Source organism: Pseudomonas sp. B21-035, from assembly GCF_024748945.1.
Lineage (GTDB): Bacteria > Pseudomonadota > Gammaproteobacteria > Pseudomonadales > Pseudomonadaceae > Aquipseudomonas.
The window spans coordinates 3,663,580-3,678,350 of record NZ_CP087179.1; the positions used below are offsets into that span (position 1 = coordinate 3,663,580).

Genomic DNA, 14,771 nt, shown 5'->3' on the forward strand with positions numbered 1-14,771 from the left:
GCCCAACCGCTGGAGCCTGTTCATGCGCCTTCGCCTTGTCTTGTGCCTGTTGCTGGCCCTCAGCAGCGGCGCCAGCGCCACTGAACAGTGGCACCTGGCGCAGGATGAAGACGGCATCCAGGTGTACCTCAGCGAGGTGCCGGGTTCGCCCTACCAGCAGTTTCGCGGCGTGGCGTTGATCAAGGCCAGCGTGTCGACCTTGAGCGAGCTGCAGGAAAACCTGCGGGTTGCCTGCAAATGGCTGTACGGCTGCGCCGACATGCGCCTGCTCAAGGTCGAGGGCGACAGCACCTGGGTCTACCTGACCACCGCCCTGCCCTGGCCGGCCAGCACCCGCGACATGGTCATCCAGGTGCAGAGCGAGCGCCGCGACGACGGCAGCCTGGTACGGCGCATCAAGGCCGTGCCGGGCATGGTCAAGCATGTGCCGGGGCAGATCCGCGTGCGCCAGCTCCAGGGCCTGTGGACCTTCGTGCCCAAGGGCGAGCAACTCACCGAAGTGACCTACCAACTGCAGGCCGATCCGGCCGGCGACATTCCCTCGTGGCTGGCCAACCAGTTCGTCCTCGATGCCCCCAGCGTGTCCTTGCGCACCTTGCGCGCGGTGGCCGAGCGCCAGGGTGGCTCAGCGCCCTGAACAGCGCCCTGCATGGTTTTTGTCGTCCGCGGCTTGTTGGCGGCCCGCACCCGAGCCTTAGGCTCGAAAGGGTGTGCCATAACGACAAAAAATGGAGTTGCCATGCCCTTCCCAACCCTGCACCCACGTACCCGCCTGGCCTGCCTGATCACAGCGTGGTGCCTGAGCCAGCCCCTGCACGCCGCCCAGGCCCCGGCCAGCGCCAGCGAACCGACGCGCAGCAGCAATGCCGCTGTGCTGAGCCAACTGCCGTTTGCCGACCGCGCCGATTACCAGGCCGCTACCCGTGGCCTGGTTGCGCCGTTCACCGGCAAGATCAGCGATGCCGCCGGCAAGCCGGTATGGAGCCTTGAGGACTACAAATTTCTCGCCGCCCAAGACAGCCCCGACAGCGTCAACCCCAGCCTCTGGCGCCTGGCACAGCTCAACGCCCATGCCGGCTTGTTCGAGGTCGCGCCACGTTTGTACCAGGTGCGCGGCCTGGACCTGGCCAACATGACGATCATCGAAGGCGACGACGGGCTGATCATCATCGACCCGCTGACCACCGCCGAAACCGCCCGCGCCGCGCTGCAGCTGTACTACCAGAACCGCCCGCAAAAACCGGTGGTGGCGGTGATCTACAGCCACAGCCACACCGACCATTTTGGCGGCGTGCGCGGGGTCATCGACGAGGCCGACGTCAAGGCCGGCAAGGTCAAGGTGTTCGCCCCCAGCGGCTTCATGGAACACGTGATGAGCGAGAACGTCTATGCCGGCAACGCCATGAGCCGGCGCGCCCAGTACCAGTTCGGCCTGTACCTGCCGCGCGGGCCCCAGGGCCAGGTCGACACCGGGATCGGCAAGGGCTTGACCACCGGTGGCACCATCACCCTGATCGAACCCACCGAGCTGATCAGCAAGCCCTACGAGACCCGCACCGTGGCCGGTATCGAACTGGAGTTCCAGCTGACCCCAGGCACCGAAGCGCCAGCGGAAATGAACCTGTACCTGCCGCAGTTCAAGGCCCTGGGCATTGCCGAAAACGCGGTGCAGACCCTGCACAACATTCTCACCCCGCGCGGCGCCCAGGTACGTGACGCCAAGGCCTGGTCGCAGTACCTGGACGCCAGCCTGAGCCGTTACGGCGACAAGACCGAGGTGCTGTTCGGCCAGCACAACTGGCCGACCTGGGGCGCAGAGCAAGTGCGTACGCTGATCGCCGACCAGCGCGACATGTATGCCTTCCTCAACGACCGCACCTTGCACTTGCTCAACCAGGGCCTGACGCCGATGGAAATCGCGCAGAACATGCAGACCCTGCCCGGGGAGCTGGCGAACAAGTGGTACGCCCGTGGTTACTACGGCTCGCTGAGCTTCAACGCGCGGGCGGTGTACCAGCGCTACATGGGCTTTTACGACGGCAACCCGGCCAACCTCAACCCGCTGCCGCCGGTCGAGAGCGCCCGGCACTATGTCCAGGCCATGGGCGGCGGCGAGGCGGTGCTGGCCAAGGTGCATGCGGCGATGGACAAGGGCGAGTACCGCTGGGCGGTGCAACTGGGCAACCAGCTGCTGTTTGCCGAGCCCGACAACGCCCAGGCGCGCAGCACTCAGGCGCAAGCGCTGGAACAGCTCGGTTACCAGAGCGAGAACGCCACCTGGCGCAACATGTACCTGACCGGTGCCATGGAACTGCGCGATGGCCCGCCGAGCCAGGCGGGCAGTTCGGTGTCGGTGGACATGGTGCGGGCGCTGACCGCGGACATGTTCTTCGACTACATGGCGGTGCGCGTCGATGTCGACAAGGCGGTGGGCCATGACCTGAACCTGAACTGGAGCTTTACCGACCCGGACCAGGCCTACAACCTGACCTTGCGCAATGGCGTGCTGACCCACCGCGCGGGCCTGAACCCCAAGGCCGATGCCAGCTTGAGCATGAACAAGGCGACCCTTGAACAGATCAGCCTCAAGCAACTGGACTTCCCGACGGCGATGCAAAAAGGCCTGATCAAGGTCGAAGGCAACGGCAAGAAAATCGCCGAACTGCTGGGCACCCTCGACAGCTTCAGCCCGCAGTTCAATATCGTTACGCCTTGAGGGCCCTCATCGCTGGCAAGCCAGCTACCACAGGTCTGAGTACACCGCACCTGTGGAAGCCGGCCTGCCGGCGATAGAGCCCGCAGGGCTCGTGTGCTACTTGGCCCAGCGGCGCAATTGCGAAGGGGTGTAATCGTCAGTCCTGGCAGTAAACCCTACGCGCATCGGCGCCTTCTCTTCGTTGCTCAAGCCACCGGCGTAATAACGCCCGGAGATCAGGTCGTACGAAGTCTCCAGCACGTTGTAGGTAAAGTCGTGATCATAGTGCTGGATCGCATGCAGCTCCGAGCTGCGCCACAACTCGCCACGGCTGTCGTACTGATCCACCTGGGCGATCTGCCAGCTGTCTTCGTCCAGATAAAACCTGCGTTTGCTGTAGATATGCCGGGCACCGGGCTTGAGCGTGGCTTCGACCACCCAGACCCGATGCTTTTCATAGCGGGTATAGGCCGGGTTGATGTGGTTGGGCTTGACCAGTTCATCAAGCTTCACGGCGCGGCTGCCCAGGCGATAGCTGTTGTAGGGAATGTACAACTCCTGCTTGCCGATCAGCTTCCAGTCAAAGCGGTCCGGCGCGCCATTGAAGCCATCGATATTGTCGGCGGTGATCAGGCCGTTGCTGTAGCGCGCGCTGTTGTCATAAGCCAGCATCGGCGCCCGTCGCACTCGCCGTTGCGCCGGCAGGTATTGCCAGGCCGCACGCGGCTCGACGACCTGGTCGAGCGGTTCGTGCACCAGCACGGTCTCGCCGGCCAGGCGCGCCGGCTCCAGCACCCGGCTCTTGAACATGAACAGCACATTGGCGTTGGGCTCAAGGCCGGTGACCGCTTGGGCAAAACTTACCAGCGACTGCGCGCGGATATAGCTGACCGCACCGTTCTCACGCACCAGGGCAATACTGCTGAAGCGCTCAAAGCTGCCACCACGCCAGCGGGTCATGTGGTTCCACATCACCTCCATGCCTTCGGTCGGCAGCAGGAATGGAATACCGCGTGTGTAGTCGTGCAGGCCGTTGCCGCCATCGGCGAGAGTGGTCTTGCTGGCGTTGCTGCGGCTGTCGGCAAGTATCGCAGCGGGCAAGCGCGCACTGCGATGGGTCGGGTACACCGGCATCTGGTAGCTGCCCGGGTAGCGCTTGAACATCGCTATCTGGCCGGGGCTGAGCGCACTCTGGTACTGCCCGAGGTTTTGCGCGGTGATAGTGAACAGCGGCTTTTCACTGGCGAACGGGTCACTGTAGCCGCCGTTGCCATCGAGGCTGCCGGCGGTTTTGTCGAGGCCGCCGGTCCAGGCCGGGATGCTGCCGTCGGCATTGCCGGCGCGCTCCGAGCCCATGGGTGTGAGGGCCTTGTCCAACGGGCCGAGGTCTGTGCTCTTGGCCTGGGCCAGGGCGCTGACGCAGGTCAGGGCCAACAACAGGGGATGGATACGCATTTTTATTGTTCTCCTTAGAAATCGACCTTGAAGCTGACCGAGGCAAAATCACGGTCATCAAGGGTGCTGTAGTGGTTGGAACCGAAGAAGCTGTTGTAAGCCAGCTCCACGCTGTAATCGTTGAGGTAGTTGGCGGTAAGACTCAGGCCCAGGGCCTGCTGGCCTTCCTGGAACGGCCCGAGCGGGTCGTAGGAATAACCCTCGACGTCATGGCGCCAGTTGACCGCCGGAATCAGGTTCACGCCGGGCAACACATCGCTGTATTCAAGGCTGGCGCGCAGGCGATAGCCCCAGGACCAGTCGGTGGCAAAGCCCTTGTCGGTGCAGTAGCGGTTGGTCACTGCGGAGGCGACGCTGTTGCATGTGCTGCCGTTGCGCGGCGCGCTGCGGCCAAAGGCGGCATTGCGGCCCAGGCGCTCGTCACCGAGGCCGTCGATATGCACCACGCCGACTTCACCGAACAGGCTCAGGCGGGTGGCGCCGAGCACGTTGTCGATGGCCTGGGTCGCCGAGCTGGTCAGTTGCCACACGCCTTTGCGTTCCCAGCCATCCAGGCGATCGCCAGCGCGGATGTTGAAGCCCTCGGGCAACTGCACCCACGAGTTGCCGGCCGCTCCGGAGACCACCGCGGTGGTGACATCCGGGGCGTTGAAACTCAGCGGCATGTTCGGCCGATAACTGAGTTCGGCCGCCAGCGATATGCCGCTGTTGGGCTCGACGCCGTTGATGCTCAGCCCGTACAGGCGGATGTTCTCGGGGAAGGCCGCAGCGTACGAAGGCCCCTGCCCGCCCCCGGGAAAATTCCCTGGCAGCGCGGTGTTGCGCGCATCGAGGGTCAGGTACGGCAGGCGCGAGTGGTAGTTGATGAAGTACAGCGCCGCCTCGGCATCATTGAGCGCCGGCAGCATCTGGCGCAGGGCAAAACCGAACTGGCCGTTGTCGGACGGCGACTCGTTGCCACGCGCACTGGCGTACAGGCCGCTGGCCTGCATCTGCTGGTCAGTGAGCACCTGGCCCAGGTACAGCGGCCCGCAGCCCGGCTGGATGACATCGCTGCCGGCAAAGAAGGTGCCGCAGCCATCGAGCACGCTGGGGCGCCAGTTGTACTGGTAGAAACCTTCAAGGTTGAGAGTGTCAGATACGCCGAAGCTGAACGAGAGCATCTCCACCGGCAGCTGGCCTTCCTTGATCTCGACCCCGGGGCGGTTGAAGGCGGTGATGTCCAGCGGGTTGATGACGTTGATACCGTTCTGGATCAGCAGCGCCTCACCCCACGACAGCACCTGCTTGCCAAGCTTGAAACTCAGCGGATGACCGGCCAGCTCGAAGTCTTTCCACAGGTAGGCGTCGAGCACTTGCAGGCCCTGGAACCTGGCCAGGTCATCCCAGCCGCTGTCGTCGAAATCCTTGAAGTGGCCGTCGCCGGTTTCATAGGCATGGTCGTACCAGTACTTCAGGCGCACAAAGGCGCCCTGGCCCTGGCCGTCGAGGCTGAAATCGGTCAGGCCCTTGAAGGTTTGCGAGATCGGGTCGCCCTTCTTGAAGTTCAGGCGGTTGTCGTCGGCACTCACGCCCGTGCCATCGGCGTTCACGCCCTGGGCCTGCAGGGCATTGGCGCGGGTCATCAGGTGGCGGTCGGGGCTCTGGGTCGACCAGCTGCTGCCCAGGCTCAAGGTGCTGCGGGTGGTGAAACTCCAGTCTTCATTGATGTCGAAACTGGCGGCCTGTGCCGGTACTGCGCAGGCCGCCAACAAGGTCAGCAGCAAAGGTGATGGGGTTGAGCTTGTTGTTGTCATTATCGAGCTCCAATAGGGATCAAGCCCGATCAAGATGCCCAAGCGCCCGCCGCCACACGCAAGCGGCGCACGACAAAAAACGATCATCAAGGCGTTGCGAAAAATGCCCCTAGGCCGGTTGCAATCCGCTCAGGCGAAACTGCTTGGGCGTGACCCCGAACTGCTTGCGAAAGGCCCGGATGAAATTGCTCGGCTGGCGGTAGCCGAGGCGTTCGGCAATTCGCTCGATGGGCTGGTCGCCCGCCGCCAGCCAGTGGCGAGCCAGGTGCAGGCTGTCTTCGCGTACCTCGGCCAGGCCCGCGCCTTGCCACTGGCGCAGCATGCCCTGGTGCAGAAAAGCATTGGCACCGGGCAACGCCAGTTCGAGCGCGCCCGGCGCCAGTTGCAGGCTCAACCATGGGCCACTGACCACCGCCACGCCCCAGCCCTGCAACCAGCGTCCTGCCGCCTGCTGCGGTAGCACGCTGACCTGAGTGAACACCTGCGCCGGCGTGCGCCCGGCGCGTCGGGCGATGTTGCGCACCAGGCTCAGTACCACGGCGTCGAGCATGTAGTGATGGGGTTGCTGCTGATAGCGGCGCAGGTGCAGGCTCGACGCCTCCAGGCTGACCAGCAGGCAGTTGGTCACCAGTGGCAGGTAGCGGATAAAACACTCAAGGCTGTCGCCGACGGTGGCGGCCGAGTCGAGCAGGATGTTCAACCCCTGCAGCGAATGGGTGGCCATGCCCGGGACCAGCTCGCAACCGAACTCATGACCGGCGCCAGCGGCCTCGCATTCGCGCAACAGCTGCTCGACCTGCGCCGCCCCTATCCGGCTTTGCCCGTGCAACTGCGCAGGCTCCATGCCGGCCCGTTGCAACAGCAGGTTCACAGGCAGCCCGCAGCCCTGGGCATGAGCGACCAGGGTGCGGGTCAAGGCGGCGCAGACATAGGGCGAAGCAAGCATGGCAGGTCACGCAAAATGATCAGGCCCTGAGTTATGCCAGCGGCTACACTATCGATCAAATGCATAAAAAGTATCCGTAGCATGCAAGAGGCGCATGATGGACCTTAGACAACTTCGCCACTTCGTGGCCCTGGCCGATTATCGCGGGTTCGTGCGCGCTGCCGATGCCGTCAACCTTAGCCAGCCGGCCTTCAGCCGCAGCATCCAGACCCTGGAACGCGATCTGGATTGCGCCCTGGTCGAGCGTGGCAGCCGTGAATTTCGCCTGACCGGCCAGGGCCAACTGGTGCTGCAACACGCCCGGCGCCTGCTGGCCAGCAGCCAGAACCTGCACAACGAGCTGCTGCAATACAACGGCCTGGAAGGCGGCGAGCTGAGTTTCGGCAGCGGCCCCTACCCGGCCCAGTTGCTGGTGCCCGAGGCGCTGGCGCAGTTCATTCACGACCACCCGCTGGTGCGCGCGCGCTTTCACCAGGGCGACTGGGAGCAACTGGGCAGCTGGCTCAAGGAGCAGCAGATCGAGTTCCTGGTGGCCGACTCGCGCTACTTCAAGGACGACCCGCGCTACCAGGTGCAGGCGCTGCGGCCACGGCGCGGGCGGTTTTTCTGCCGGGCCGGGCACCCGCTGGCCGCGCGCGCCGGGCTCACCCTCAGGGCCCTGCTCGACTACCCGATCGCCGGCACGCGCATCCCGCCGATGATCCGCAAGATCCTCGCCCGCGCCCAGGGTACCCAAGACTTTGTCACCAGCGTCGAATGTGCGCAGTTCGATGCCATTCGCCGGGTGGTGATGCGCTCGGACGCCATTGGCCTGGCCACCGCCGAAGCCCTGCACGAACGGGTCGAGGCCGGTGAGATCCAGCTGCTGAGCTTCGTCGATGTGGATGCCAACGACCCTAACCTGCAGCTGCAGTACGGCATCGTCAGCCGCGCCGGCGACAGCCTGACGCCCGCGGCGCAGGCGATGATCGCGGCTATCCTCAGTGTCGATCAACAATTGCTGGTGAGCCGCTCATGAAGCCCGTGCCGCCCAATGCCTTCTACGCCCCGACCCTGCTGCCGGCCATCGAGGAACTGCAGCAACGCGGGGTGAGCCAAACGCTGATCGAGGCAGTGTTTCGCCGCAGCCTGTTCGAGTTGCGCACGCCGTTCCTGCGCGTGCCGCTGCTGCTGTCGCGGCGCTTCTGGACCCTGGCCCTGAGCGAAAGCCACGACCCCTTTATCGGCCTGGCCGCCGGCCGGCGTTTTGTTTCCACCGCCACCAACGGCCTGACCTACCTGTTCGATGTCGCCGCCTCGCTGGACAGCGCCTGCGCCTACTTTGTCGAGTACTTTCCGTTTTTCAACGGCCATTTCCGTGCCCGCATCGAGCGTAAAAATGGCCAGGTCAGCCTGCGCCTGCAGGACTGCGGCAGCCTCAAGGCCACAGCACCGATCACCGATTACATGCTCACCAGCCTGTGCAGCCTGCTGCGCCGCAAACTGCTGGCCAGCGGCCTGGAGCAGGACCCGATCATCGCCATCGAGCTGGCCCACCCGGCGCCGGCCGACACCCGCGTGCATCCGCACGCCTGGCGCACGGCGGTGAGCTGGGGCCACGCCGAACATAGCATCGGCCTTGACCCAGAGGTGTTCGAACAGGCGCTGACGCCGGGCAACCAGGCACTGGAACAGCTGCTGGTGGAGCTGCTGCAACAAACCCAGCGCAACAGCCAGCCGACCCTGCTGGAACTGGCCAGCGACCACCTGGCCGTGAGCCTTGCCGACAGCGAGCGCTGGGCGACATTCTGCAGCCACCAGCACCTGCTCGAACGCACCGCGGCCCGGCGCCTGAAAGCACTGGGCTGGAGTTATACCGAGCTATTGGACGAATACCGCCGCTACCGCGCCGAAGACCTGCTGCACGGCAGTGAGCTTGAGTTGGTGCAGATCGCCGACCAGCTCGGCTACAGCGACGTGCAGAGTTTTCACCGCGCCTGCCTGCGCTGGTTCGCCTGCGCGCCCGGGGCCTATCGCGGGCGCTGAGGGTTTCAGAGCACTTCGAACAAGCCGGCGGCGCCCATGCCGCCGCCCACGCACATACTCACCACCACGTACTTGACGCCACGGCGCCGGCCTTCGAGCAAGGCATGGCCGACCATGCGTGCGCCACTCATGCCGTAGGGGTGGCCGATGGCGATGGCGCCACCATTGACGTTGAGCCGCGCCGGGTCGATGCCCAGGGTCTGTGCGCAATACAGCACCTGGCAGGCGAAGGCTTCGTTGATTTCCCACAGGCCGATGTCATCGACGCGCAAACCGTGCTGACGCAGCAACTTGGGGATCGCCAGCACCGGGCCGATGCCCATCTCCTCGGGGGCCAGGCCGGCCACGGCGATGCCGCGATACAGGCCCAGCGGCCTGACCCCGCTACGCGCCGCCAGCGTCCCGCTCATCAACACGCTGGCACTGGCACCGTCAGACAACTGGCTGGCGTTGCCGGCGGTGATGCAGCCGCCTTCGCGCACCGGCGTCAGGTTTTGCAGGCCCGCCAAAGTGGTTTGCGGGCGGTTGCCTTCATCCTGGGTCAGCTGCACGTCCTGGTAGCTGATCGCCCCGCTGAGCTTGTCGACGACTTTCTTGCGCACGCTGACCGGCACGACCTCATCGGCAAACAGCCCCGCTGCCTGGGCTGCTGCCGTGCGCTGCTGGGATTGCAGGCTATAGGCATCCTGGGCTTCGCGGCTGATGCCGTAGCGCTTGGCGACGAGCTCGGCAGTGAGCAGCATGGGCATGTAGGCATGCTCGGCCATGCGCACTACGCTTGCGTCCTGCTCGGCCGCTGCGGCCTGCATATGGGCGTTCTGCACCAGGCTGATCTGCTCCTGGCCGGCGCCGATCACCACCTGCATGCCGTCGACCATGATCTCTTTGGCGGCAATCGAAATCGCCATCAGCCCCGAGGCGCACTGGCGGTCGATGGTCTGGCCGCTGACCGACAGCGGCAAGCCTGCCGCCAGCACCGACAGGCGCGCCAGGTTGGTCGCAGCGGTGCCGCTTTGCATGGCGGTGCCTAGCACCAGGTCGTCGATCTCGCCGGGCTCGATGGCGGCGCGTTCGACCGCCGCGCGAATGGCCACGGCGCTCATCGACGGTGCCTTGAAGTCATTGAAGGCGCCGCGAAAGGCCTTGGCTATCGGCGTACGCGCGGTTGAGACAATTACGGCGTCTTGCATGGCGATGTACTCCAGTCAGTCACAACGCAAACGGCCCAATGCCGCCCGCAGGGGTTCAGGGATGGTTAGCGGACGGTTGCTGGCGCGCTCGACAAATACGTGAACAAAGCGCCCCACTGCACTGGCCTGCTGCTGCCCGGCCTTGAAGATGCCCAGGCGGTAGTGCACCGAGCTGTTGCCCAGCTTGCTCACCGCCAGGCCGACCTCGATGCGCTCGGGAAAGGCGATCGAGGCGAAGTAGTCGCAGCTGGAATTGACCACCAAGGCAATCACTTCACCCTGGTGGATATCCAGCCCGCCGTGCTCGATCAGGTAGCTGTTCACCGCGCTGTCGAAAAAGCTGTAGTAAACGACGTTGTTGACGTGGCCATAGACGTCGTTGTCGTGCCAGCGCGTGGTGATCGGCTGGAAGTGACGAAAGGCCTCGCGCCCGAGCTGCTCCATCAGAACGCCTCCCGATAAATCGCCAGGGCATCGGCTTCACTGAGCTCGCGCGGGTTGTTGACCAGCAGGCGTTGCTGTTGCATGGCATCGCGCGCCAGCTGTTCGAGGCTGCCCTCAGGCACACCGGCATCGCGCAAACGGCTCGGCAGGCCGCAGCGCGGGCTCAGTTCCGCCAGCTCATCGATCAACTGCGCGGTGAGGCTGTGCACATCGCCGGCGCGCAGGCGCTCACCCAGCAGCAGCGGCGCCAGCTCGGCATACAGGGGCGCCGCCGCTTCAGCGTTGAAGCGCAGCACATGGGGCAGCACCAGGGCGTTGGACAGCCCGTGGGGGATATGAAAATGCCCGCCCAGCGGATAGGCCAGCGCATGCACCGCCGCCACCGGCGCGTTGGCAAACGCCTGACCGGCCAGGCACGCGCCCAGCAGCATGGACTGGCGCGCCTCGCGGTTGCTGGCGTTGTGCACCGCCTGGTCAAGATTGCCCGCCAGCAACTTCAACGCCTCGCGGGCCAGCAGGTTGGACAACGGGTTGCGCTTGAGCTTGCTGGTGTAGGCTTCGATGGCATGAACCATGGCGTCGATGCCGGTCGCAGCGGTAACGGCTGGCGGCAGGCCGAGGGTCAGGTCGGCGTCGAGCAGCGCAAGGTCGGGCAGCAACAGGTTGGAGACCACGCCCATCTTGCTGTGCTCGCCAGTGGTGACGATGGCAATCGGGGTGACTTCCGAACCGGTGCCGGCGGTGGTCGGTACCTGGATCAACGGCAAGCGCCGGCCACGGGCCTGGTCGACGCCATAGATATCGCTGAGCAGTTGCTGGCATTGCGGGTGCGCCAGCAGCGCCACCAGCTTGGCGACGTCCATGGAGCTGCCGCCGCCAAAGCCGACGATCAGGTCGGCGTGCATCGCCCGCGCCTGCAGCACCACCTCCAGCACACAGGCTTGCGGCGGGTCGGCCTGCACCTGGTCGAACACCTCTACGGCCAGGCCTTGCTGGGCAAAAGCGGGCAACAGTGGCTCGAGCAAACCCAGGCGGGCAATGCCCGGGTCGGTGACGATCAACACCGCCCGCGCCCCCCGCTCGCGGCACAGGCTGGCCAGGCGCAAGGCGGCGCCGGCTTCGCAGAGGATCTGCGCGGTGGTAGCAAAACTGAATGAGTGCATGCGGCGTCCCTCGTTGTTGTTGTGATGCCCGCAGGTAAATCAGAAAGCGAAATCGGCCTCCGGCAGGCTCATCAGGCAACCAGCACCGGCCAGCAAGGCTTCACGGTGGGCGCCAGCACGCGGCAAGACTCTGCGCAGGTAAAAGTCCGCCGCCTGCAGCTTGGCCTGGTAGAACGCCGCCTCGCTGCTGCCGGCCGCCACGGCCGCGCTGGCGCGCTCTGCCGCTTGCAGCCACAAGGCCGCCAACAACACATAGGCCGAGTAGGCGAGAAAATCCACCGACACCGCGCCGATCTCTTCCGGGTCGTGGCGGCAGGCCTGCAACACCGACTCGCCCAGCGCCCGCCACTGCTGCAGGCACTGCCCTACCCGCTCGGCCATCTGCGCCTGACGGCTAGCCTGGGCCACCTGCGTTGCCAACTCATCGATCAGTGCATTGAGCTCACTGCCGCCATCGCCGAGCAGCTTGCGCCGAACCAGGTCCAGGGCCTGGATGCCGTTGGTGCCCTCGTACAGCTGGGTGATGCGGCTGTCGCGCATCAACTGCTCCATGCCCCACTCGCGGATAAAGCCATGACCGCCGTAGAGCTGCACGCCAAGGCTGGCGACTTCCTGGCCGCAGTCGGTGAAGAAGGCTTTGACGATCGGGATCAGCAAGGCGGCGCGACGTTTTGCAGCACTGCAATGGTGTTCAAGATCGAGCTGGCGCGCGGTGTAGGCGGCGAGCATGCGGCAGCCTTCGCTGAGGGTCTTCTGGGTCAGCAGCATGCGCCGCACATCGGGGTGGACAATGATCGGGTCGGCGGCTTTGTTCGGCGCCCTGGCGCCGCTGATGGCCCGCGACTGCAAGCGCTCGCGGGCATACACCAGCCCCCCCTGGAACGCCGCCTCGGCAATGCCCAGGCCCTGCAGGCCGACCTGAAAACGCGCGTCGTTCATCATGGTGAACATGCAGGCCAGGCCCTGGTTGGCCTCGCCCACCAGCCAGCCGCTGGCGCCGTCGAAGTTCATCACACAGGTGGAAGCGCCCTTGATACCCATCTTGTGTTCCAGCGCGCCGCAACTCAAAGCGTTGCGCGCGCCGAGGGTGCCGTCGGCGTTGACCAGCCGCTTGGGCACCAGGAACAGGCTGATGCCCTTGACCCCGGGCGGTGCGTCGGGCAAACGCGCCAGCACCAGGTGGATGATGTTGGCGCTCAGGTCCTGCTCGCCGCCGCTGATGAAAATCTTGCTGCCACTGAGCTGGTAGCTGCCGTCGGCCTGGGGCATGGCGCGGGTGCGCAACAGGGCCAGGTCGGTGCCGGCCTGGGGCTCGGTAAGGCACATGGTGCCGGTCCATTCGCCGCTGACCAGTTGCGCCAGGTAGCGCTCCTTGAGCGCGGCGCTGCCATGGCGATCCAGCGCCAGCACCGTGCCTTCGGTGAGCCCGGAGTAGATGCGAAAAGACAGCGACGCGGCCATCAGCATCTCGTGAAAACTGGCCGAAACCATTTGTGGAAAACCCTGGCCGCCGAAATCCAGCGGCCCGGTCATGCTCGCCCAGCCCTGCTCGACGTAGCGTTTGTAGGCCTGGCGAAAGCCATCGGGCGTGGTCACCTGACCGTCGTGCAAACGACACCCCTGCTCGTCGCTGTTACGGTTCAGCGGTGCGACCACTTCGGCGGCAAAACGAGCGCCCTCCTCGAGTACGCCATCGATGGTCTCGCGGTCCAGGCCGTTGCCCAGTTGCTGGCAATGGCCACTGACATCGAACAGCTCGTGCAGCACGAACCGCATATCGCGCAGCGGTGCCTGATAGCTCATGCCCGGCCCTCCTGGACAACAGCAAAGTCTTTGCCGGCGGCGACCAAGCGGGCAATCAGCGGCGCTGGCCGCCAATGTTCACCCAGCATGCGCTGCAGGCGCTCCAGACGTTCCTGGATCGACGCCAGGCCCTGGCTGTCAGCCCAGTGCATCGGCCCGCCAACCGCGGCCGGGAAGCCGTAGCCATTGAGGTAGACCCGATCGATGTCGTGGCTGTTGGCGGCAATGTTCTCTTCGAGGATCTTCGCCCCTTCGTTGACCAGCGCCAGCAGGCTGCGCTCGACGATTTCCGGGGCGCTGATCAGCCGGCGGCGATAGCCCAGGCCGGCAGAAACACGCTCGATCAGGGCATCGACCTCTGGGTCGTGCTCGGCCTCGCGGCTGCCCTCGGCGTACTGGTAGTAACCACGACCGGCCTTCTGACCGAAGCGGCCGAGCTCGCACAGGGCGTTATCGACCTGCACCAGCGGGCTGTCCATCCCCTGCCCGGCCAATTGGCGCGCGCGCCATTCAAGGTCGACACCCACCACGTCGTACATGCGAAACGGGCCCATGGCAAAACCGAACGCCTGCAAGGCGCCATCGACCTGCTGGGGCAGCGCGCCTTCGAGGAGCATCTTGCGCGCCTCGTCGGCATAGGTTTTAAGCATGCGGTTGCCGATAAAGCCGCGGCAGTTGCCAGCCACCACGGCGATCTTGCCCAGGCGCTGGCCCAAGATTTTGGCCTGCTCGAGCACGGCCGCCGAGGTGTGCTGGCCGCGAACGATTTCCAGCAGCTTCATGATGTGCGCAGGGCTGAAAAAGTGCAGGCCCAGTACCTGCTGCGGGCGCTGGGTGACGGCGGCAATGGCGTCGATATCCAGCGCCGAGGTGTTGCTGGCGAGGATCGCGCCGGGCTTGAGGGTACGGTCCAGGGTGCGGAAGATTTCCTGCTTGAGCTCGAGGTTCTCGTACACCGCCTCGATCACCAGGTCGACATCGGCCAGCGCTGCGTAGTCGTCCACCGGCCGAATGCGCGCCAGGTTCTGTTCGGCCTGCGCCTGGCTGATACGGCCCTTGACCACCTGATGGGCCCAGGTGTCGGCAGCCATCTTCAGGCCGGCGCTGACCATCTGCGCGCTGGCATCGAGCCACAACACCGGAATGCCGGCACTGGCCAGGCTGATGACAATCCCCCGGCCCATGGTCCCCGCCCCTATCACTGCGGCCTGCTGCACATCGAAGTCGTTGCTCACACCGGCACCCCTAAGTCGA

At 65.2% G+C, this 14,771-nt stretch carries 12 protein-coding genes; 4 read left to right on the plus strand and 8 right to left on the minus strand.

The genetic code is table 11. From position 1 onward, the window contains the following. Positions 1–22: 22 nt before the first annotated feature. Both LOY22_RS16690 and LOY22_RS16695 read left to right on the plus strand, forming a co-directional pair. Positions 23–637 carry an START domain-containing protein gene (locus LOY22_RS16690; RefSeq protein WP_045194331.1) on the plus strand — a complete coding sequence of 205 codons (615 nt, stop codon included), beginning with the start codon at positions 23–25 and terminating at the stop codon, positions 635–637. A 102-nt stretch (positions 638–739) separates the two neighbouring features. After that, entirely contained in the window at positions 740–2,716 is a 1,977-nt protein-coding gene (locus LOY22_RS16695; protein ID WP_093381252.1) for an alkyl/aryl-sulfatase, read from the plus strand. A 96-nt stretch (positions 2,717–2,812) separates the two neighbouring features. Here the strand turns inward: LOY22_RS16695 and LOY22_RS16700 are convergent, their stop codons facing one another. From LOY22_RS16700 to LOY22_RS16710, 3 genes are all read right to left on the minus strand, one after another. Next, on the minus strand, positions 2,813–4,150 hold the full coding sequence (locus tag LOY22_RS16700) for a DUF1329 domain-containing protein (RefSeq protein ID WP_258594064.1): 1,338 nt from the start codon (positions 4,148–4,150) through the stop codon (positions 2,813–2,815). A gap of 14 nt (positions 4,151–4,164) precedes the next feature. Next, positions 4,165–5,946 (minus strand): DUF1302 domain-containing protein, encoded by a 1,782-nt coding sequence (locus LOY22_RS16705; protein ID WP_258594066.1) that lies wholly within the window; start codon positions 5,944–5,946, stop codon positions 4,165–4,167. A 109-nt stretch (positions 5,947–6,055) separates the two neighbouring features. After that, positions 6,056–6,892, minus strand: a complete 837-nt coding sequence (locus LOY22_RS16710; RefSeq protein WP_093381243.1) for an AraC family transcriptional regulator — start codon at positions 6,890–6,892, stop codon at positions 6,056–6,058. A gap of 94 nt (positions 6,893–6,986) precedes the next feature. On the opposite strand from LOY22_RS16710, the gene LOY22_RS16715 reads away from it, so the two are divergent. Beyond that, positions 6,987–7,910, plus strand: a complete 924-nt coding sequence (locus tag LOY22_RS16715; protein WP_258594069.1) for a LysR family transcriptional regulator — start codon at positions 6,987–6,989, stop codon at positions 7,908–7,910. Beyond that, positions 7,907–8,917: an AraC family transcriptional regulator gene (locus LOY22_RS16720; RefSeq protein WP_213603894.1), complete on the plus strand. Its 1,011-nt coding sequence runs from the start codon at positions 7,907–7,909 to the stop codon at positions 8,915–8,917. Before LOY22_RS16715 ends, LOY22_RS16720 begins: the two co-directional genes overlap by 4 nt. A gap of 5 nt (positions 8,918–8,922) precedes the next feature. Here the strand turns inward: LOY22_RS16720 and LOY22_RS16725 are convergent, their stop codons facing one another. The 5 genes from LOY22_RS16725 to LOY22_RS16745 are packed head-to-tail and all read right to left on the minus strand — an operon-like array spanning position 8,923 to position 14,752. Beyond that, positions 8,923–10,107 carry an acetyl-CoA C-acyltransferase gene (locus LOY22_RS16725; protein WP_093381239.1) on the minus strand — a complete coding sequence of 395 codons (1,185 nt, stop codon included), beginning with the start codon at positions 10,105–10,107 and terminating at the stop codon, positions 8,923–8,925. A gap of 15 nt (positions 10,108–10,122) precedes the next feature. Next, positions 10,123–10,551 (minus strand): thioesterase family protein, encoded by a 429-nt coding sequence (locus tag LOY22_RS16730; RefSeq protein ID WP_258594072.1) that lies wholly within the window; start codon positions 10,549–10,551, stop codon positions 10,123–10,125. Beyond that, the gene (locus LOY22_RS16735; protein ID WP_258594074.1) at positions 10,551–11,714 is read right to left on the minus strand and encodes an iron-containing alcohol dehydrogenase; all 1,164 of its coding nucleotides are present in this window, start codon (positions 11,712–11,714) and stop codon (positions 10,551–10,553) included. The genes LOY22_RS16730 and LOY22_RS16735 overlap by 1 nt, the downstream gene beginning before the upstream one ends. 39 nt (positions 11,715–11,753) lie before the next feature. Further along, positions 11,754–13,517, minus strand: coding sequence for an acyl-CoA dehydrogenase C-terminal domain-containing protein (locus LOY22_RS16740; RefSeq protein WP_258594076.1), 1,764 nt, complete (start codon positions 13,515–13,517; stop codon positions 11,754–11,756). Beyond that, complete coding sequence (locus LOY22_RS16745; RefSeq protein ID WP_258594078.1) at positions 13,514–14,752, minus strand: 3-hydroxyacyl-CoA dehydrogenase; 1,239 nt, start codon at positions 14,750–14,752, stop codon at positions 13,514–13,516. Before LOY22_RS16745 ends, LOY22_RS16740 begins: the two co-directional genes overlap by 4 nt. Between the last annotated feature and the right edge of the window lie 19 nt (positions 14,753–14,771).

What these genes read in the sequence shown, in the direction of transcription:
- LOY22_RS16705 (WP_258594066.1), bottom strand. Translation starts at nt 5,946, where the DNA reads ATGACAACAACAAGCTCAACCCCATCACCTTTGCTGCTGACCTTGTTG.
- LOY22_RS16710 (WP_093381243.1), bottom strand. Translation starts at nt 6,892, where the DNA reads ATGCTTGCTTCGCCCTATGTCTGCGCCGCCTTGACCCGCACCCTGGTC.
- LOY22_RS16730 (WP_258594072.1), bottom strand. Translation starts at nt 10,551, where the DNA reads ATGGAGCAGCTCGGGCGCGAGGCCTTTCGTCACTTCCAGCCGATCACC.
- LOY22_RS16740 (WP_258594076.1), bottom strand. Translation starts at nt 13,517, where the DNA reads ATGAGCTATCAGGCACCGCTGCGCGATATGCGGTTCGTGCTGCACGAG.
- LOY22_RS16700 (WP_258594064.1), bottom strand. Translation starts at nt 4,150, where the DNA reads ATGCGTATCCATCCCCTGTTGTTGGCCCTGACCTGCGTCAGCGCCCTG.
- LOY22_RS16695 (WP_093381252.1), top strand. Translation starts at nt 740, where the DNA reads ATGCCCTTCCCAACCCTGCACCCACGTACCCGCCTGGCCTGCCTGATC.
- LOY22_RS16735 (WP_258594074.1), bottom strand. Translation starts at nt 11,714, where the DNA reads ATGCACTCATTCAGTTTTGCTACCACCGCGCAGATCCTCTGCGAAGCC.
- LOY22_RS16725 (WP_093381239.1), bottom strand. Translation starts at nt 10,107, where the DNA reads ATGCAAGACGCCGTAATTGTCTCAACCGCGCGTACGCCGATAGCCAAG.
- LOY22_RS16690 (WP_045194331.1), top strand. Translation starts at nt 23, where the DNA reads ATGCGCCTTCGCCTTGTCTTGTGCCTGTTGCTGGCCCTCAGCAGCGGC.
- LOY22_RS16715 (WP_258594069.1), top strand. Translation starts at nt 6,987, where the DNA reads ATGATGGACCTTAGACAACTTCGCCACTTCGTGGCCCTGGCCGATTAT.
- LOY22_RS16720 (WP_213603894.1), top strand. Translation starts at nt 7,907, where the DNA reads ATGAAGCCCGTGCCGCCCAATGCCTTCTACGCCCCGACCCTGCTGCCG.